Source organism: Chryseobacterium sp. JAH, assembly GCF_001507335.1.
Lineage (GTDB): Bacteria > Bacteroidota > Bacteroidia > Flavobacteriales > Weeksellaceae > Chryseobacterium.
In genome coordinates this window covers 573,083-593,133 of record NZ_LMAH01000001.1, presented here as the reverse complement: position 1 = coordinate 593,133, position 20,051 = coordinate 573,083, and the positions used below count along the sequence as shown (strand labels likewise).

Below are 20,051 nucleotides of genomic sequence, written 5' to 3'. Positions count from 1 at the left end.
TCGGAAAAAATGAGTGATAATAAAATCCTGCAGCCAACGACAATCATTATTTTTGGTGCAACGGGAGATTTAGCCAAAAGAAAACTCTTTCCGGCGTTTTACAATCTATACATCGACGGAAGAATGCCGAAAGGCTTCAATATTCTGGCATTGGGAAGAGCAGATAACAGCGATGAGTATTTTAAGAATTACATCAAAGAAAATCTAGAACAATTTTCCAGAAAAAAAGTAACTTCAGAAGATTGGGCGGGTTTTCAGGCACACATTACCTATTTTCAGCATCAGCTGGATGAAGAAACTTCCTATAAAGATCTATACCAGAAATTAGAAAAATTTGATACCGTGTACGGAAAAAGAGGAAACAGGTTGTTTTACTTGTCAATCGGACCGAATTTCGTTTCTACAATTTCCAATCATATTAAAAATACTTCGTTAGCTTCTGATCCACAGAAAGACCGAATTATCATCGAAAAACCTTTCGGACACGATAAACAGTCGGCAATAGAACTTAACAATTTGCTTGCGGAGACTTTTGAAGAAGAACAGATTTATCGTATCGACCATTATTTGGGGAAAGAGACGGTACAGAATATATTAGCGTTCAGATTTGGAAATTCTATTTTTGAACCTTTATGGGATTGCAAACATATTGAATCGGTGCAGATCACAGTTGCTGAAGAAGTCGGCGTAGAAACACGAGGAAGTTTTTATGAACAGACCGGAGCACTTCGTGATATGATTCAGAATCACTTGTTGCAGATTCTTTGTATGGTGGCCATGGAGCCGCCAACTTCTTTGGAATCAGGCGAAATCAGAGATCGAAAAGTAGACGTTTTGAAATCAATCCGCAGGATTTCTTCGGATAAAGTGGATCATTATGCTGTTAGAGGTCAGTACGGAAAAGGAACCATCAATGGTGTTAAAGCCAAAGGTTATCGCCAGGAAGACGGAATTGCTCCTGATTCAAATACAGAAACTTTTGCAGCCGTAAAGTTCTATCTCGATAACGAAAGATGGCAGGATGTACCTTTCTACGTTCGCACTGGGAAGAAAATGCAGGAAAAACATTCTTATATTACCATCCAGTTTAAACCGCTTCCGAATTCTACATTTTCCGAAAGTTCGCAATTGTTGTCTGCCAATAGATTGATTATCAATATTCAGCCTTTGATGGATATCAGACTGCAGTTTATGGCAAAACAACCTGGGCTTTCTTTGGTGTTAAAACCTGTAGAAATGATTTTCGATAATTTTGCCTGTCAGGAAAATACACCTGAAGCTTACGAAACTTTATTACTGGATGCACTTATTGGAGATCTTACGTTGTTCATGCGCTCAGATCAGGTAGAAGAAGCTTGGGATGTAGTAAAAACGATACAGGAAACTTGGGAAGGAAGAAAAGATTCTTCATTTCCCGATTACGAAGCAGGAAGTTGGGGACCTGAAGACAGTTTCGCTTTGGTTGAAAGACAAGGTCACCGTTGGGTGTAGGATGATTTAATTTAAAGAAAAAGAAAATGAATACTACTGTATTTGAAGATTTAGATACTTTATATAAAAAAGCAGCGGATAGTTTTGTTGAATTGTCTAAAAAATCAATAGAAAAACATGATCGTTTTACGGTGGCGTTAAGTGGAGGTTCATCTCCAAAGGCTATTTTCAAATTGCTGGCAACTCAGAAATACGCAGAAAAAATTGAATGGAATAAAGTATACTTTTTCTGGGTTGATGAGCGTTGGGTTCCTTTACATGACGAAAAAAGCAATGCGAAAATGACTTTCGAAACGCTTTTGGATCAGGTTCCTGTCAGTAAAGATCACATTTTTCCAATGTACAAAGACGGAACTGAGCCTGAAAAGTATGCTAAAGAATATGAGCAGGAAATCAAAAATGTTCTTGGAGATGAAGGTGTTTTCGATTTTATTCTTTTAGGAATGGGTGATGACGGTCACACCGCTTCGTTATTTCCGGGAGAGAGTATTTTGAATGAAACTGAAAAATGGGTAGATGCTTACTATTTAAAGCCTCAAGAGATGTATAGAATTACTTTGACGGCACCCATTATTAATAAAGCAGAAAATATTCTGCTGGTCACCTTTGGCGAATCAAAAAAGCACGCGTTGAATGAAGTTTTAAATGGAGAATATAATCCTGAAATGTATCCGCTTCAGTTGATTAACAGAAAGGAAGGTTTTCATCTGTTGACAGATGAAAAAGCGATGAATTAGAAAAGCGGTTGTTTACATTCACTTACCAAATAAAGCAAACGGCACCATTAGAATTCTAGTGGTGCTGTTTCTTTTAAATTAAATTTAAATTACAGGCATATTCTCAACATGAAAGAGCAGGATGCTGTAAGCATTAAGAATGTATATTTTTATGAGAATGAAATGAAAGAATAATTTTTCTTTAAGAATGAAAGTTATTTACTGATTTTTGTTTTTCTAAACAACTATTCGGAAAAATCAGATCATACAGCAATAAAATTAAATTATGAAATTTCAAAATACATCCAAATTTGTTGGGTCTCTATTAATTCTCGCATTATGTTCGAACGGTTTAAAAAGTCAGGACAAATGGCCAGATGGAACTAAAATCGAAAAATGGTTCAAAGAAAACAAACCGACAGACATCAACAAATTAGGCAAAAAATACATTCTTACAGCAAACGGCGTGAAGAACGACAGTACGGTTCTTCAGACCAAAGAACTACAGGCAGTCATTGATTTGGCAGCTAAAAATGGTGGTGGAGTTGTAGTGGTTCCGAAGGGAACTTTCCTTATCAGTTCGGTTTTCTTTAAGCAGGGAACGCATCTGCATTTGGAAAATGGAGCAAAATTAAAAGGAAGTGATGATATCAATGACTTTCCGGTTGTGATGACGAGAATGGAAGGTCAGACGGTAAAATATTTTCCGGCTTTAATCAATGCTGACGGATTGGATGGGTTCACAATTTCAGGTAAAGGAACTTTGGACGGAAACGGACTTCGCTTTTGGAAATCTTTCTGGAAAAGACGCGAGTGGAATCCTAAATGTACCAATATGGATGAAATGAGACCTAGAATTATCTACGTTTCAAACTCCAAAAATGTTCAGGTGGAAGGTATTACCATTAAAAATTCACCTTTCTGGAGTACACATTATTATAAAAGTGATTTCGTAAAATTGTTAAATCTGACAATTTTAGCTCCGAAAGAACCAGTAAAAGCACCAAGTACAGATGCGGTTGACATCGATGCGTGTACCAATTTCTTAATTAAAAATTGTTATATGTCAGTCAATGACGACGCAATCGCTTTGAAAGGTGGAAAAGGTCCGAAGTCCGATAAAGACCCGAACAACGGTGAAAACAGAAACATCCTTATCGAAGACAACAGCTTCGGATTTTGCCACAGTGTTTTAACCTGCGGAAGTGAATCGATTCACAATTATAATGTGATACTTCGTAACTCTAAAGTAAATGATGCATCAAGATTGTTACATTTGAAAATGCGTCCGGATACTCCTCAGCATTACGAATTTCTTACGGTTGAAAACATCACAGGAAATGTAAAAACTTTCTTATATGTGAAAGGCTGGAACCAGTTTTTTGATTTGAAAGGCGAAGAAAGACCGAGAAAAGGTTTGGCTAACAATATCACCATAAAAAATATCGACATCAGTTGTGAAACGGCGTTCTCTATTGAAAAATCTGACTTATTTGATTTAAAAGATTTCACATTTGAAAATTTCAAAATCAAAGCTATAAAACCTGAAATGCAAAACCTGAATCACATTCAGAATTTAAAGCAAAAAAATATCAATGTGACGCAAGTCGCTTCTCTCACGCAATCTTACGACAAAAAAGACGATTCCGATATCTCTGCTAAATGAGTTTTTATTCCAAAATATTCGTTCTTTTATGCTTTTGCTCACAGTTTCTGCATGCTCAATCTAAGGAAATCCAATTCCTGAGCGGGACAGATTCTGAGCATACGAAAGAATGGGATTTTTGGATAACCGGCGGAAGAAAATCAGGAAGTTGGGATAAAATACAGGTTCCTTCACAATGGGAACAGCAGGGATTTGGCTCATACAACTACGGACGGGATTACTTCACCTACGGCAAAAATTTTAAATTCAATGATGAAGTAGGTCTGTACAAACATAAATTTTCAGTTCCTAATTCGTGGAAAGGAAAATCGGTCAACATTGTTTTCGAAGGTTCGATGACCGACACCGAAGTGAAAATTAATGGCAAATCGGCTGGAGAAATTCACCAGGGCGCTTTTTACGAATTTAAATATGATATTTCCGATAAAATACTATTCGGGAAAGAAAATATTCTTGAAGTTAAGGTTTCTAAAATGTCGGCTGATAAATCGGTCAACAACGCAGAACGTCTGGCGGACTATTGGGTTTTAGGCGGAATTTTCAGACCAGTTTATTTAGAATCCACACCCAAAGAAAATATTTCATCAACATCCATCGATGCCAAAGCAGACGGGAGTTTCAGTACTTATATTCATTTAAAAGGAATCAATTCTGTCAACAATGTAAAGGTCGAAATTTTTGATGCTAACAATAATCTCGCTGGCGAATCTCAGGTGACCGTTCAAAAAGGTGATACTTTAAAAGAAATTCAATTCTCAGTTAAAAATCCAAAACTCTGGACCGCCGAAACTCCTAATTTGTACACGGCGAAATTCAGTTTAAATAAAAATAGAAAAAACATCTTCAATACCGAAGAAAAATTCGGTTTCCGAACTATTGAAATCCACAAAGGCGACGGTATTTACATCAACGGTACCAAAATTAAAATGAAAGGCATCAACCGTCACGTTTGGTGGCCTGAAACAGGAAGAGCTGTCAACAAAAACATCGATTTGATGGACGTTCAGCTCATCAAAGAAATGAATATGAATGCCGTTCGCTGTTCGCATTATCCACCGAATAAATCCTTTCTCCAGATTTGCGATTCTTTAGGTTTATATGTTTTGGATGAATTGGCTGGCTGGCAAAAAAAATACAGCACCGAAGTTGGTAAAAAACTCGTCAGAGAAATGGTGACGAGAGATGCCAATCATCCTTCGATCATTTTCTGGAGCAATGGAAACGAGGGCGGACATAATTTTGATTTGGATGCGGAATATGCAAAATATGACTTGTCAAACCGTCCCGTTATTCACGCACATCACAAGCCTGGAAACGCGTTCAACGGCATCGACTGCAATCATTACGAAGATTATTACAGCACCAAAAAAATTCTCGAAGGAGAAAATATTTATATGCCGACCGAGTTTCTGCACGCGCAGGATGACGGCGGTGGCGGAACTTCTCTGGCCGATTATTGGGAACTTCACTGGAATTCCAGAAAAGGTGCGGGCGGTTTTCTCTGGGCGTTTGCGGACGAAGGTTTGGTACGAACCGATTTTAACAATCAACTTGATGTGAACGCAATCAACGCTCCTGATGGAGTGGTGGGTCCGCATCGTGAAAAAGAAGGAAGTTTTTACGCCATCCGCGAAATTTACAGTCCGGTAAAAATTGATTTGAAAACGTTGCCGGATGATTTTAATGGAACAATTCCTGTTGAAAACCGGTATCATTTCACGAATTTGAATGAATGTCAGTTTGAATGGAAACTGCTTAAATTCAAAACACCATTTTCGTCAGAATCTGGTTTTGATATTGTTCAAAATGGAAAAGAGGAATCTCCGAATATTCAACCGACAGAAAAAGGAAATATTAAATTAAATCTTCCTATCAATTGGAAAGAAAATGAAGGTTTACAGTTAACTGCGACTGATTCTTTCGGAAAAGAAATCTACACTTGGACTTGGAAATTGAAGTCTAATGATGATATTTTAAAACAGTTTTCAAAATCCTTAATCAAAGAATTTTCGGTTTCAGTGATAGAAAATGATTCATTATTTATTTTAAAATCAGACGAAAAAGAATTTTCATTTGGGAAAAAAGATGGATTATTAAAGTCAATCATTTTAGACAAAAAAGGAAAAAAAATGACCTTCCGAAACGGACCGGTTTTCGTTAATGGAAAGACGGAATTATCATCTTTTAAATCTTTTCTAGAAGAAGGAAATGCGGAAATAGAAGCTCGTTTTAAAGATGGAAAAGTAATAATTTGGAAACTGAATCATAACGGAATTTTAGAATTGAATTATGAATATTCGCATTCCGGAGATTATCAGTTTGCGGGCGTAAGTTTTGATTATCCTGAAAATTATGTCATCGGCGCAAAATGGCTCGGGAAAGGTCCATACCACGTTTGGAAAAATAGAACTCAGGGACAGACTTATAATGTTTGGCAAAATCTGAGAAACTCAACACGAACTGGTGTTTCGCCTTGGATTTATCCTGAATTTAAAGGCTATTTCGATGATGTATCGTGGTTACAACTGAATACTGCAGAAGGAAAAATAACAGTCGGAACGAAGGAAGAAAAAATGTTCGTCAGACTTTTTGATTTTTACGGAATTTACGGCGCTGAAGGTTACCCGAAACTGCCTACCGGAAATATTTCTTTCCTCGATGCGATTCCGCCGTTGGGAACTGCTTTGGCGTTTAACATTAATAATGACACTGCGACTTTAGGACCGGAAAGTGAACCGAATCATTTGAAAGGAACATTCAAAAGAACTTTGTATTTCTATTTTGGTCTGCCTGATTTGGGCGATGAAAATAAGCAGTTTACAATGCCAAAAGAAAATATTTTAACAGATTAAGATGAAGAGCTGGATAAAATTTTTGACGCTGTTTTTAGGTCCGTTTTTGTTCGCACAACAGACGAGTTTCAAGTTTGATTTTGGTACAGACAGAACCGAAAACGGATTTATTCCCATCACGTCAACATCGAAATTTGACAAGAAAATCGGTTACGGTTTTATGGATATTTCAGGTTTGAAATCTGTTGATAATGGCGGAAATGCTTTAACGGGAGATTTTATAACCAGTGAAAAACCATTCTATTTTTCAGTCGCGATTCCTGAAGGAAATTATAATATTACATTAAATCTTGGTGATTCTAAAGGAAGTTCTGAAACAACCGTACGGGTAGAAAACCGCCGTCTGATGCTGAATGATATTAAAACAAAAAAAGGTGAAATTGTCGAAAAACAAATCACAGTTCACGTCAAAGACAGCATCATCAGAAAACAGGACGGAACTCAAATCGGAATTATAAAACTGAAACCAAGAGAACGAAAATACCTGCATTGGGACAATCTGCTGACGATTGAATTCAATAACGAAGCACCAAAAGTTTGTTCGGTCATCATTCAGCCCAACAAAACGGCGAAAACTATTTTTATCACCGGAGATTCCACGGTTGTGGATGCGCAGTACGAACCCTGGGCGTCGTGGGGACAGATGTTGCCGTATTTTTTCGTTCCGAATGAAGTCGTGATTGCCAACTACGCCGAAAGCGGAGAAACCCTGAAAGCCTTCGAAGACCGTCACCGAATAGATAAAATCTGGAATAAAATAAAGCCCGGAGATTATCTGTTCATTCAGTTCGGGCACAATGACCAGAAAGCAGGAAACAGTAAAAAATCCGGTTACAGAAAAAGATTGAAAGAATGGATTTCGAAAGCCAAAGAATTGAAAGCAATTCCAGTTTTGGTCACTTCAATGAACCGAAGAGTTTTTGACGAGAACAATAAAATCGTCAATACGTTAGATGATTTTCCTGATGCAATGCGTGAAATTGCGAAGGAAGAAAAAGTCGATTTAATTGATTTGAATGCATTGAGCAAAACCTTATTCGAAGCGATGGGACCGGAAGAAGCAAAAAAAGCATTCGTGCATTATCCCGCAAATTCATATCCCAACCAACCGACAGCTTTGGCGGATGATACGCACTTCAACACTTATGGCGCTTACGAATTGGCAAAATGTGTCGTGAAATCTATTGTAGACCAAAATTTACCTTTAAAGAAATATATTTCAAAAAATTATAAAAATTTCAACCCCAATAAACCTGATAAAGTTGAAGACTTCCATTGGCCGGAATCTGTTTTTATGGAATCGTTAAAGCCTGATGGAAATTAGGATTTAAGAGTGATTCGAAAAGAAATTTTGTTTGCCCCAGCCCTAAAGGGAGCAAAATTTCTGTGAAGATTTCATCAAAATCACACCCCTTAGGGTCGAGAAAATAATTTTGATGAAATTGTTAGTCCTGAAAGGACGTTATCAAAAGCATTGGTTGAAGCCAAATGATAAAGTGAAAGAAATAGCAAACAAGCCCTGAAAGGGCAAAATCAGAAACGTATCAAAAAATCTTTGATTTTTAAAACTAATGTGTTCTTTTAAAAAGCCGAATCACACACTTAAAAATAACTAATGTGTCCAAAAAATCTTTTGTGACTTTTATGATTAAATTTAAAAGTTAACAGCGGTAAATTAAACAGTCAAAAATGAAAATTAAAAATATAGTCAGTCTCAGCCTCCTCTGTTTTGCCTTCGGAAATATCTCCGCACAAAACCCGTGGCCAAAAACCACCGAGACCGCAAAACCGTGGACCCGCTGGTGGTGGATGGGAAATGCAGTCGACGAAAAAGGATTGGATAAACAACTCACCACGTTACATAAAGCAGGTTTCGGAGGCGTGGAAATCGTGCCGATTTACGGAGCAAAAGGTTTTGAAAAACAATACCTGACTTACCTTTCTCCGGAGTGGATGAAAATGCTTCAGTTTACGACCAATAAAGCCAAAAGCCTGAATATGGGCGTTGATATGTCGGTAGGAACAGGTTGGCCGATTGGCGGACCGCAGGTTGATGAACAGGATGCGGCTACAAAAATGATTGTTCAGACCTACACGATTGCATCGGGTGAAAAATTTTCAGATAAGATCATTCTGAAAGACGAGAAACAGAAGACTTTAAAAACAGTAAAACTCGATATTGTTACGGCTTACAATGAAAAAAATGAAGCAATAGTTTTAACGGATAGAATCAATGCTGACGGAACTTTGAACTGGAAACCAGGTTCAGGAAAATGGACGATTTACGCAGTTTTCGTAGGTAAAACTTTACAAAAGGTAAAACGTGCGGCGCCAGGTGGCGAAGGTTACACTTTAGACCACTTTTCGCCGGACGCAACGAAGGATTATCTGAAAACTTTTGATAAAGCTTTTGGAAATTCCAATTATGGGATTCGTTCTTTTTTCAATGACAGTTATGAGGTTTATAACGCTGACTGGACGCCGGATTTTTTAAATGAATTCAAAAAAAGAAGAGGATATGATTTAAGTCCGTTCATCAAATATCTCGTGAGCAACGAAGAAAATGAAATTGCAGGAAGGGTGAAATCGGATTACAGAGAAACTCTGAATGAATTGATTTTAAATAATTTCACCAAAGATTTCACCAACTGGGCGCATTCCAAAAACTCAAAAAATACCAATCAAGCACACGGTTCGCCGGGAAATTTGTTGGATTTATATGCAGCAGTAGATATTCCCGAATCTGAAACATTCGGAAGTTCTATTTTTGAAATTCCGGGATTGAAGAGAGATACTGCGGATATTCAGAAATCAGATATGCCGGATTTCAATATGTTGAAATTTGCTTCTTCAGCAGCAAATGTGACAGGCAAAAAATTAACTTCCAATGAAACTTTTACCTGGCTGACAGAACATTTCAAAACCTCTTGGTCACAGGCAAAACCGGAAGTAGAGCAGGTATTTTTATCAGGAATCAATCACGTTTTTTACCACGGTACGACCTACACTCCGGCAGACGTGAAGTTTCCTGGATGGCTGTTTTATGCGTCGGTAAATTTCGTTCCTGAAAACAGTTTATGGCCACATCTGAAAGGATTAAATTCTTATATCGAACGCACGCAATCTGTTTTGCAAAGCGGAAAATCGGACAATGAAATCCTAATGTACTGGCCGGTTTATGACCAATGGGCAAGTCCGAAAGGGAAGGATGTGACTTTCAAAGTTCATAATGTTGAAAAATGGTTGGTGCCGACTCCGATGTATGAAAATATGAATAAGCTCAGTAAAATGGGGTATTCTCTCGATATGATTTCGGATAAAATGATTGGCGAATCGACGTCGCAAAATCAGAAAATTCAGTTTTCGAAGGAAGGCTCGGCTTATCAGGTTTTAATAATTCCTGAACTGACGTATTTGCCGGAATCTACTTTAAAAAGCATAATAGATTTAGCTCAAAACGGCGCATCAATTATCTTTCAAAACGAACCCAAAGATATTCCCGGAAACTTTGAAGTGGAAAAAAGAAGAACGCAGTTAAAATCTTTATGGAATCAGATTCCGTTTCAAAACCAGGCCGAAAATGTGAAAATGGCCAGCATCGGGAAAGGAAAAATTGTTTTAAGTTCTGATGTAGCAAAAGCTCTGGAATATTTAAAAATTGAAAGAGAAAAACTGACCGACACTGGATTGAAATTCGTCAGAAGACAGTTCGATGGCGGAAAATATTATTACATCGTCAACCATACTTCAAAGGAAATCAATCAAAATATTACGTTAAATAATATTGGAAAACAAGTGACTATGATGAATCCTGAAAATGGAGATTATGGACTTGCTCAGACTCATAATAATTCAGTGAGAGTTCAGTTGAAATCAGGAGAATCCTTAATTATAAAAAATACCGAAGATATTTATACCTCGATTCCCAATTGGTATTACTCTGAGAAAACCGATGCGCCGATTGGTCTAAATCAACCTTGGCAACTCACTTTCAAAGAAGGCGGTCCCGAACTTCCGAAGACCAGAACTTTAGACAAACTTCAGCCTTGGACCAATTTCACAGAAGATGCTTCAACCCAAAGTTTTTCCGGAACCGGAGTTTATACGACGACTTTGAAATTAAAAAAGAAAAACGCCGATGATTATCTTTTAAAATTTGATAAACTCTACGAAAGTGCAAGAGTGATTGTCAATGGTCAGGATGCCGGAATTGTCTGGAGTTTGCCTTTTGAAATCAACATCGGAAAATATTTAAAGAAAGGAAAAAATACCTTCCAAATCGAAGTCTGCAACCTGATGGCGAACAGAATCCGTGATATGGATCAGAAGAAAATTCAGTGGCGAAATTACCACGAAATCAATTTTGTGAATATTAACTATAAGCCATTTGACGCATCCAACTGGAAAGTTCAGCCTTCCGGTCTGGACGGCGAAATTCAATTAATTCCAATTCATTATTCAAAATAAAAATTAATTATGACTAAAAATATCATAAAAACATTCGCATTAGGAACTTTGCTGACCTTCAGTTTTTCCAATGCTCAGCAGAAACCGAAAGTGGTTTTAGACAACTTTTTCAACAACGAAAAAAAGGAAAATAAAGAAACCAAAGTTCTCGAATCTTGGCATTACACGTGGAACGACACTTCCAACGGCGGATTCTCTTTGCTTGGAGAAATCTTTACAAAACAGGGTGCAGAAATCAGTACTTTGACCACGGCTCCGACCAAGAAAGATTTAAAAAACGCCAATATTTACATCATCGTCGATGCGGATATCGACAAAGAAGCATACGGCGGAAAGGCGAATCAGATTGACCCTGCAAGCATCAAAAATTTGGTGGAATGGGTGAAAAAAGGAGGCGTTTTAGTATTGATGAGCAATGATAACGGCAATTCGGAATTCGAACATTTCAACAAACTGGCTGGAGAATTTGGAATTCATTTCAACGATGACAGCTACAACCGCGTTCAGAAACGAGAATTTGAGCAGGGAAAAGTAATGGTTCCGGCCGGAAACGAAATTTTCTCTGAGCAGAAATTATATATGAAAGAAGTCAGTTCCATCGACGTGAAATTCCCTGCCAAAGCCATTTTGACGGCAGAAGGAAAAAACATAGGAGCCATTTCAAAATTCGGCAAAGGGACGGTTTTCGCATTGGGCGACCCGTGGTGCTACAACGAGTACATCGACGGCAAAAAGTTACCTTCAGATTTTACCAATTATCAGGGAACTGAAGAGTGGGTAAAATGGCTGTTAAAGCAGACTTCTAAGAACTAATTTTTGTGAAGTGCAATCGGTTGAAAATTGTTGGAGAACATTTATTTGGGCAGCTATTTCCGCCTTCCGCTCCCAATCTTTTTTGCAAGACGCTTCAGTTTAAATAGAACTTGCAGTCTAAGCAAAAAAGGATTTCCGCTCAAGTCGGGCTGCAAGAAATCGAGAAACGAGATTCATTGATTCAAAGTAAAAATAGAAACTAAGAGATAGATTCACGGTTTTAAAATGTTTTTAAATTTTAAGCCCTGAAGGGGCAACATCAAAAGCATTGGTAAAGCCCATTGATAATTAGAAGTTTAGATTTCAACCAGCCCTGAAAGGGCGAAATCAATTAAATGAACCTTTGTAAAACGGCAACCATTAGCCAAAACATATAAAATCAGAATTATGAATGTAAAATTCAAATTTATTTTAGGCGCCATTCTTTTTTCAGAACTCCTGTCTGCACAAAGACAAATGGAATATCTGAAACGGGGAATCGTTGCCATACCTTCAGATTCAGGTGTTTTTGTAAGTTGGCGTTTGCTCGGCACAGAAGCTCAGAACACCCATTTTGATTTGTATCGGACTGAAAATAATTCAACCAAAAAGCTGAACGACAAACCAATTTCAAGCGAAACCAATTTTTTAGATAAAACCGCAGACAAAGCAAAAAATTACACCTATTTCGTCAAATCAAATACGCAGGATAAATCAGTTGACAACGATTTTGCAAACTATGTCGCAAATCAAAAACCGTATTTTTCAATTCCTCTAAAAACGCCAGCAGGTTATACTCCAAACGATGCTTCAGTAGCAGATTTGGATGGCGACGGCGAATATGAAATTATCCTTCATCAAACTGGAAGGTCAAAAGATAACAGTCAAAAAGGAGAAACCGACCCGCCAATTATTCAGGCTTACAAGATGGAAGGAAAGCTTTTGTGGGAAATTAATCTAGGTAAAAATATTAGAGAAGGAGCGCATTACACGCAGTTTTCAGTCTACGATTTAGACCAGGACGGAAAGGCTGAAATTGTAATGAAAACCGCTGATGGAAGCAGAGATGGCAAAGGAAAATTTATTGGTGACCCGACAAAAAATTACGTTAACGAAAACGGAATGATTCTCTCCGGACCGGAATATCTGACGGTTTTTGATGGGCAAACCGGAGCTGAAATTTACACCGTTAATTATGAAGTTCCCAGATTTGCCGGCAGTTTAAATCCAACCGACGAACAAATGACCGAAACCTGGGGCGACGCAAAAGGAAACCGTCTAGACCGATTTTTGGGAGCCGTTGCTTATCTGGACGGCAAAACACTGAGTGTGATTATGTCGAGAGGTTATTACACCAGAACCGCTATTGCGGCCTGGGATTATAAAGATAAAAAACTGAGTTTGCGATGGCTTTTTGATACCGAAAGTTCGGAAGAAAATAAAAAATATCGTGGACAGGGAAATCATAATTTAAGCATTGCGGATGTCGATAACGACGGAAAAGACGAAATTGTTTTCGGAGCGATGACCGTTGATGACGACGGCAAAGTGTTGAACAGTACAGGCTTCGGTCACGGCGATGCTTTGCACGTTGGAGATTTAGACCCATCCTATCCGGGATTGGAAATTTTTGATATTCAGGAAAGATTTGATGATGCAGGAGCGCATTTCAGGGACGGTAAAACAGGCAAAGTTTTATGGAAATTACCGTCTACAGTCTATAGCAAACAAGGGAAATTTCAGGGGCCAGGAAGAGGATTATCGTTGAATATTGACCCTCGTTATAAAGGTTCGGAATCGTGGGCTGCCGGAGCCGGACTGAAAGGAGTTTACAGTACAAAAGGAAAAAAAATCAGCAACAAAAATCCGCCAGCGAATATGGGAATTTATTGGGATGGCGATTTTTTAAGCGAAATTTTAGATGGAACCAACGTATCAAAATGGGATTGGAAAAAAGAAAAATCTAATTTAATATTTGATGCTAAAATTTTTCAGTGTGAATCAAACAACGGGACAAAGAAAAATCCGGCCTTGGTAGCTGATTTGTTCGGCGATTGGCGGGAAGAGGTGATGTACAGAACAGCAGATAATCAGGAATTGAGAATTTTTTCTACGACCATTCCGACGAAACACAGAGTGTACACTTTGATGCATAATCCGCAGTATCGTTTGAGTATCGTATGGCAAAATGTGGGGTATAATCAGCCTCCGCATACCGATTATTATTTGGATGAATCAATTAAGGAAATCCCAAAACCGAATGTTGTAACCACGAAAAAATAGATTTAAAGGGAAGATTTTAACCACAAATCGAAGATTCGACGAAGTCAAAATCACAAAAGATTTTGGACACATTAGTAATTTGAAGTTTGTGATTCGACTTTTAAAAAGAACACATCAGTTTCGAAAATCAAAGATTTTCATTTGGGTCTTATGTAAGCGAAGCGGTTTTGTGAGCCTTGAAAAGTTTAGCATGTCGCAAAAACCTTTCTGAGCTTAGTGTTCAAAAATAAACATCAAAATATTAATTATAAATTAAATTCATGAAAATAAAATTCATCATTCCAATTATTGCCTTAGTTCTTTTAATCGGAGCATCTTTTCAAAAACTTCAGGATAAACCTGTACTCTACATTATTGGAGATTCTACGGTGCAAAACGGTTCAGGAAAAGGATCAGACTCACTTTGGGGATGGGGAAGTTTTATGAATCATTTCTTAGATACTACAAAAATTGAAATTCAGAATCATGCAAAAGGCGGAAGGAGCAGCCGAACGTTTTTGACGGAAGGAAGATGGGATTCGATTATGAAAACCATTAAAAAAGGAGACTACGTTTTGATACAATTCGGTCATAATGATGGAGGAGAACTCGCCGACACTTTAAGAGCGAGAGGTACCATCAAAGGAGTTGGAGATGAATCTAAAGATATTTACAACCCAATTCGTAAGGTGAACGAAACGGTATACACCTATGGTTATTACATGAGAAAATATGCGAATGAGGCTAAAGCAAAAGGGGCAATTCCAATCATTGTTTCACCAATTCCAAGAAATAAATTTAATGAGAAAGGTAAATTTGAAAAAGATCAATATGGTGTCTGGGCAAAAGAAGTAGCTCAGCAAACCAACGCTTATTTTTTAGATTTAAATACAATGGTTATTGAGAAATATGAGAAAATGGGAGCCGAAAAAGTAAAAGCCTTCTTTCCTAAAGACCACACACATACCAATGAAGCAGGAGCAGTTCTGAATGCAGAATTGGTGGCAAAAGGTATTAAGGATTTGAAGAAATGTGAACTTAGAAATTATATAAAATAAATAATATGCGAAAATTATTAACAGCAAGTTTTATTGCACTGATTATCGGAGGAATGACTTCCTGCTCGGTACAACAGAATGCTTCAGTAAGTAAAGTAGAAATTCCCAACAAAAAAGAAGTTTTGGAAGTTTCCAGAAGAGCGAATCAATACTTTATGAACAAGTGGCCTGATACCAAAAAAGATATCGTTGGTAAGAAAGTATGGCCCAGTAATCTCTGGACGAGAGCGGTATACTATGAAGGTTTGATGGCATTACACTCAGTAGATCCAAAAAAGGAATATTACGATTATGCAATGTCATGGGCAAACAATCATAATTGGGATTTACAGCGTGGAACTTACACTAGAAATGCCGATCATCAGGCTTGCGGACAAACTTATCTTGACCTTTACGAAATCGATGGGAGAAAACATCCTGAAAGAATTAAAAATGTGAAAGCTGCGATGGACAGTATGATTGCTACACCACAAGTTGATGACTGGTGGTGGATTGATGCGCTTCAAATGTCAATGCCGATTTTCACGAAATTAGGCAGAATTACAGGTGAACAAAAGTATTTTGACAAAAACTACGAAATGTATGCCTACACCAAGTACAAGCACGGTGGAAATGGTTTGTACAATCAGGCTGATAAAATCTGGTGGAGAGACAAAAGCTTCGTTCCGCCTTACAAAGAGCCAAACGGTGAAGATTGCTATTGGAGCAGAGGAAACGGTTGGGTAGTCGCTGCACTAGCCAAAACGTTGCAAGATACTCCGAAATCTGATCCTCATTATCAGGAATATCTGCAGGATTACAAAGATTTGTTGGCAGCATTGCTTCCGATTCAGAGAGAAGATGGTTTTTGGAATGTAAGTTTACATGACCCAACGAATTTTGGAGGAAAAGAAATGACAGGGACTGCTCTTTTCGTTTACGGAATGGCGTATGGTGTTAACAATAATTTAATTGACAGAGAGACCTATTTACCTGTTTTAGTTAAAGCATGGAATGCAATCGCTAAAGATTCTGTTCAGCCGAACGGATTTTTAGGTTGGGTACAGGGAACAGGAAAAGAACCGAAAGACGGACAGCCACTTTCTGTAAGCAAAGAACCTGATTTTGAAGATTATGGTTTAGGTTGCCTGTTACTTGCAGGAAGCGAAGTGTACAAATTGAAATAAGCACAGAGCTACCATTAATATAACTGCCCTATGAAAACAGAAGAAAATTTAAAGCGTATTCACTTTTCTCAAGACAAATTAAATGTTTTGGGCAGAAGTTGTTTGAAAGACAAAAATTTCTCGAACGTTTTAAAAAAGATGTTTCTTGCGGCAGTTATTTTTTTTTGTACTTTCTTTCAAGCACAACAATCTGCAATTTCAACTCTTATTATACCTGCCTCGGATTTTTTAGATGAAATTCCAAAAGGAAATTATGTGACAACGGCTGCCGAACAAAAACAGGATTGGCTATTCAATAATACCGGAATCATCCTTAATTCGGAAACGAACATTATGACAAAAATAAATGCTGCTGAAGCAGGAGATTATCATCTATTTGTTCGCAGTAGCGGGAATGGTAAAAGCACCTTCAAAGTAGCGGTCAACGATAAGGTTACGAATGTTTTCTTCGGCAAAAATGAATTGAGTTGGGTAGGTGGAGGCGTATTTAAGCTCAAAAAAGGCATTAATGATGTCAAAATTACACGTATTTCAAAAGGTGCAATGTTTGATGTTTTGGCGTTGAGTAAAAATGCTTCTCTTACGGAAAAAGAAATTTATTCTAAGCAATTGCCTGACGATGTTAAGTTACTTAAAGAGTATAAAATTCCAGAATGCAATGCTGTGAAGTTTGGTGATGTAGATGGTGATGGTAAAACTGATTTTCTTGTATTGGAAAGAGATTTTTCTGCCCATGTCTTTAATCATGAAGGTAAGGAACTTTGGCAATGGAAAGCTCCGGAAGAATATGCGAAAGAGCGTTCAGAATTTGAAGCACCAGGCGTTATCTGGGACTTTGATAAGGATGGGAAAAGCGAAATTGCACATTGGCGTCTGATGGATGGCAAAGAATGGCTGGTGATTGCAGACGGAGAAACGGGTGAAATCAAAAATAAAACAGAATGGCCTACACAACCGCTGCCACATGTTTACAATAATTTCAGGTTAGCCATGGGTAAATTCAGCAATGCTACTCCGAATGAACTAGCCGTATTTACAGACATGGGAAACAACATCAATGTGAATGTGTATGACAGTAATTTAAAGCAATTCTGGCAACACACCGAGAAAAGAAAAAAAGACAATCTCGGTCATTATATTTATCCTGTTGATTTCAATAAAGATGGTATCGATGAAGTATTGGTGGGTTCTCTTCTTCTAGATTCAAAGGGAAAAACCATCTGGAATAAGTTTGATTTGATTCCCGATAACCACGACCATGCTGACAGCTACAAATTTGCAGACATTAATGAAGATGGTAAACTGGACATTGTTACGGCAAACAGCGAAGCCGGAATATTCATGTATGATGGCATGACGGGTAAAATTATCTGGCAGAATGTAGCAGAGCACAGCCAACAAATACAGGTGGGTCATTTTTTAAAAAACAATCTTGGTTTGCAGGTCGTTGTCGGTGGCAGAACCTATGGAAATCGTCAATTGGGTGAACCTTATTTATCGAGTCAGCTGTATTGGTTTAATCAGTCCGGAGATTTTCTATTCAAATGGCCAGGAAATCCTATCAATGGAAATCCCGATTTTGTAAAAGGTGCATGGAATGGGAAAGATGAACAGCTTTTTTGGTACAAATTTAAAATCGAAGATAATGGAAAAGGGAAACTTTATTTCCCTGACCCTGTTTTTCATATGTTCGATTTTATGGGTAAAGGAGCAGAGGAAGTCATAACGCTTAGCGGTGGCAGTCTGAAGGTTTGGGGAAGTAGAAAAGCTGTGTACACCAATAAAGACAGAAAAAAAGATTTAACGTATTTGAAAAACACAGTTGTTAATCATACGCATTATTAGAAATCGTTTTAATTATTAAACCAGCGAAAAAAATAGTTTAATTTAAAAAATCAGAGCAATAGTTCTGATTTTCTGTTTTATAGAAACTCAGTGCAATTTTTATCATTTCGAATTACAGAAAAAAAGAGAATACTAAAGATTGATTTGATACATTGCAAAAATGCAAATATCTTTGAGGTTTTGTTGTGCATGACACTACAAGATGCGCAGTTGCTGTCATATCAGTAATTTTCAGATTCAACCAATACAATAATTATGAATGCATTATTAGGAGTACTATTTCATTTTCTCGGAGGCTTTGCTTCTGGCAGTTTTTATATGCCTTACAAAAAAGTAAAGGGCTGGCAATGGGAAACTTTCTGGTTAGTTGGTGGCGTCTTCTCATGGATTATTGTTCCGCCATTGGCAGCATATCTTACCATTCCCGGATTTTGGGATATTATTCAGAATGCGAGTTCATCCATAATAGGTTTGACCTTTTTATTCGGTGCTTTATGGGGAATTGGCGGCTTCATGTATGGTTTGGGCGTTCGTTATTTGGGCGTGGCATTGGGAAGCAGCATTATGTTAGGACTTACGATGGTCATCGGCTCACTCGTTCCGTCTATTTTTTATGAATTTTCTCCGCAGGCCGGAAAAGACAATATAGGTTTAATGTTTTCAGAATCTTGGGGACAATTTGTTTTGCTCGGACTTTTCGTTTGCGTCATCGGAATTATCATCAGCGGAAAAGCTGGCGTGATGAAGGATAAGGAACTTCAAAACGAAACCACAACAGATCCACACGGTGTAACGGTAAAAACTGAATATAAATTTGGATTAGGTTTAACGGTAGCTATTATTTCCGGAGTTTTGAGCGCTTGTTTCAATTTCGGTTTAGAAGCAGGAAAACCGATGGCAATGGTTGCCAACGAAGCCTGGAAAGTTGCCAACCCAAATCAGGGAGAATTTCTTTTTCAGAATAATGTAACGTACATTGTTGTTCTATGGGGTGGTATGGCTTCTAACCTTATCGGCTGTCTTTATTTGGCGTTTAAAAATAAATCGTATACCGATTATACAAAAAAAAATGTACCTGTTGTAAAAAACATCATCTTCTGTGCATTGGCAGGAACGATGTGGTATCTCCAGTTTTTCTTCTACGGAATGGGAGAAAGCAAAATGGGGAACGGTGCCAGTTCATGGATTTTACACATGGCATTCATTATTTTAATAGCTAACCTTTGGGGTGTTATTATCAAGGAATGGAAAGGTGTTTCCAAAAAAACAATTACTACCATTTCACTTGGGATGTTTGTTTTGCTGATCTCGATTCTGATTGTAGGTTACGGAAATTCATTAAGATAATGATGAGCAGAAAGGCCTTCAAAATGTTCCTGAATAAAGGTTCTGAAATTGAATATAAAAGGCGTCATGAGGAAACCTGGCCTGAGATTAAAGAGCTTTTGAAAGATGCCGGTGTTGCCAATTATTCAATTTTTTTAGATGAAGAAACAGGTGTTTTGTTTGGTATTTTAGACAGTCATGATGAAATTAAATATCAAAATATTCCCCTTCAGCCAATCATGCAGAAATGGTGGCATTATATGAAAGATTTAATGCAAACCAATGAAGACAATTCACCGGTAAGCATTTCTTTGAAGGAAGTGTTTTACCTAAAGTAAATCATACTATTTTTTTAAAATATAATCGAACTTTCGAGGGCAGCTGGTTTTTCTAGCTGCCTTTTTTGCTGA

General features: G+C 37.7%; 13 protein-coding genes. All 13 read left to right on the top strand.

Features of this window, described 5'->3' with window-relative positions; translation table 11 throughout:
• The first annotated feature begins 9 nt into the window (after window positions 1–9).
• The 13 genes from zwf to rhaM all read left to right on the top strand — a co-directional run bounded on the left by zwf (window position 10) and on the right by rhaM (window position 19,979).
• Window positions 10–1,491: a glucose-6-phosphate dehydrogenase gene (gene zwf, locus AR685_RS02745; RefSeq protein ID WP_047446331.1), complete on the top strand. Its 1,482-nt coding sequence runs from the start codon at window positions 10–12 to the stop codon at window positions 1,489–1,491.
• A gap of 26 nt (window positions 1,492–1,517) precedes the next feature.
• On the top strand, window positions 1,518–2,228 hold the full coding sequence (gene pgl, locus AR685_RS02740) for a 6-phosphogluconolactonase (RefSeq protein WP_047446333.1): 711 nt from the start codon (window positions 1,518–1,520) through the stop codon (window positions 2,226–2,228).
• Window positions 2,229–2,493: 265 nt separating this feature from the next.
• Window positions 2,494–3,873, top strand: coding sequence for a glycoside hydrolase family 28 protein (locus AR685_RS02735; protein ID WP_047446335.1), 1,380 nt, complete (start codon window positions 2,494–2,496; stop codon window positions 3,871–3,873).
• Window positions 3,870–6,725 carry a glycoside hydrolase family 2 protein gene (locus AR685_RS02730; RefSeq protein ID WP_059123641.1) on the top strand — a complete coding sequence of 952 codons (2,856 nt, stop codon included), beginning with the start codon at window positions 3,870–3,872 and terminating at the stop codon, window positions 6,723–6,725. The genes AR685_RS02735 and AR685_RS02730 overlap by 4 nt, the downstream gene beginning before the upstream one ends.
• A 1-nt stretch (window position 6,726) precedes the next feature.
• Entirely contained in the window at window positions 6,727–8,049 is a 1,323-nt protein-coding gene (locus AR685_RS02725) for a rhamnogalacturonan acetylesterase (protein WP_059123640.1), read from the top strand.
• Between the two features lie 365 nt (window positions 8,050–8,414).
• Entirely contained in the window at window positions 8,415–11,192 is a 2,778-nt protein-coding gene (locus AR685_RS02720; protein ID WP_059123639.1) for a glycosyl hydrolase, read from the top strand.
• A 9-nt stretch (window positions 11,193–11,201) separates the two neighbouring features.
• The gene (locus AR685_RS02715) at window positions 11,202–12,005 is read left to right on the top strand and encodes a DUF4350 domain-containing protein (protein WP_059123638.1); all 804 of its coding nucleotides are present in this window, start codon (window positions 11,202–11,204) and stop codon (window positions 12,003–12,005) included.
• 387 nt (window positions 12,006–12,392) lie between these two features.
• Window positions 12,393–14,267 (top strand): rhamnogalacturonan lyase, encoded by a 1,875-nt coding sequence (locus AR685_RS02710; protein WP_059123637.1) that lies wholly within the window; start codon window positions 12,393–12,395, stop codon window positions 14,265–14,267.
• A gap of 260 nt (window positions 14,268–14,527) precedes the next feature.
• Entirely contained in the window at window positions 14,528–15,304 is a 777-nt protein-coding gene (locus tag AR685_RS02705; protein ID WP_059123636.1) for a GDSL-type esterase/lipase family protein, read from the top strand.
• Window positions 15,305–15,309: 5 nt separating this feature from the next.
• Window positions 15,310–16,470: a glycoside hydrolase family 88 protein gene (locus AR685_RS02700; RefSeq protein ID WP_059123635.1), complete on the top strand. Its 1,161-nt coding sequence runs from the start codon at window positions 15,310–15,312 to the stop codon at window positions 16,468–16,470.
• A 30-nt stretch (window positions 16,471–16,500) separates the two neighbouring features.
• Window positions 16,501–18,315 (top strand): hypothetical protein, encoded by a 1,815-nt coding sequence (locus tag AR685_RS02695; protein WP_059123634.1) that lies wholly within the window; start codon window positions 16,501–16,503, stop codon window positions 18,313–18,315.
• Window positions 18,316–18,570: 255 nt separating this feature from the next.
• The gene (gene rhaT, locus AR685_RS02690) at window positions 18,571–19,662 is read left to right on the top strand and encodes an L-rhamnose/proton symporter RhaT (RefSeq protein WP_047446354.1); all 1,092 of its coding nucleotides are present in this window, start codon (window positions 18,571–18,573) and stop codon (window positions 19,660–19,662) included.
• Window positions 19,662–19,979: an L-rhamnose mutarotase gene (gene rhaM, locus AR685_RS02685; protein ID WP_228376372.1), complete on the top strand. Its 318-nt coding sequence runs from the start codon at window positions 19,662–19,664 to the stop codon at window positions 19,977–19,979. The genes rhaT and rhaM overlap by 1 nt, the downstream gene beginning before the upstream one ends.
• Window positions 19,980–20,051 lie beyond the last annotated feature (72 nt).

What these genes read in the sequence shown, in the direction of transcription:
- AR685_RS02705 (WP_059123636.1), top strand. Translation starts at nt 14,528, where the DNA reads ATGAAAATAAAATTCATCATTCCAATTATTGCCTTAGTTCTTTTAATC.
- zwf (WP_047446331.1), top strand. Translation starts at nt 10, where the DNA reads ATGAGTGATAATAAAATCCTGCAGCCAACGACAATCATTATTTTTGGT.
- AR685_RS02735 (WP_047446335.1), top strand. Translation starts at nt 2,494, where the DNA reads ATGAAATTTCAAAATACATCCAAATTTGTTGGGTCTCTATTAATTCTC.
- AR685_RS02725 (WP_059123640.1), top strand. Translation starts at nt 6,727, where the DNA reads ATGAAGAGCTGGATAAAATTTTTGACGCTGTTTTTAGGTCCGTTTTTG.
- AR685_RS02715 (WP_059123638.1), top strand. Translation starts at nt 11,202, where the DNA reads ATGACTAAAAATATCATAAAAACATTCGCATTAGGAACTTTGCTGACC.
- AR685_RS02695 (WP_059123634.1), top strand. Translation starts at nt 16,501, where the DNA reads ATGAAAACAGAAGAAAATTTAAAGCGTATTCACTTTTCTCAAGACAAA.
- AR685_RS02710 (WP_059123637.1), top strand. Translation starts at nt 12,393, where the DNA reads ATGAATGTAAAATTCAAATTTATTTTAGGCGCCATTCTTTTTTCAGAA.
- rhaM (WP_228376372.1), top strand. Translation starts at nt 19,662, where the DNA reads ATGATGAGCAGAAAGGCCTTCAAAATGTTCCTGAATAAAGGTTCTGAA.
- rhaT (WP_047446354.1), top strand. Translation starts at nt 18,571, where the DNA reads ATGAATGCATTATTAGGAGTACTATTTCATTTTCTCGGAGGCTTTGCT.
- AR685_RS02720 (WP_059123639.1), top strand. Translation starts at nt 8,415, where the DNA reads ATGAAAATTAAAAATATAGTCAGTCTCAGCCTCCTCTGTTTTGCCTTC.
- pgl (WP_047446333.1), top strand. Translation starts at nt 1,518, where the DNA reads ATGAATACTACTGTATTTGAAGATTTAGATACTTTATATAAAAAAGCA.
- AR685_RS02730 (WP_059123641.1), top strand. Translation starts at nt 3,870, where the DNA reads ATGAGTTTTTATTCCAAAATATTCGTTCTTTTATGCTTTTGCTCACAG.
- AR685_RS02700 (WP_059123635.1), top strand. Translation starts at nt 15,310, where the DNA reads ATGCGAAAATTATTAACAGCAAGTTTTATTGCACTGATTATCGGAGGA.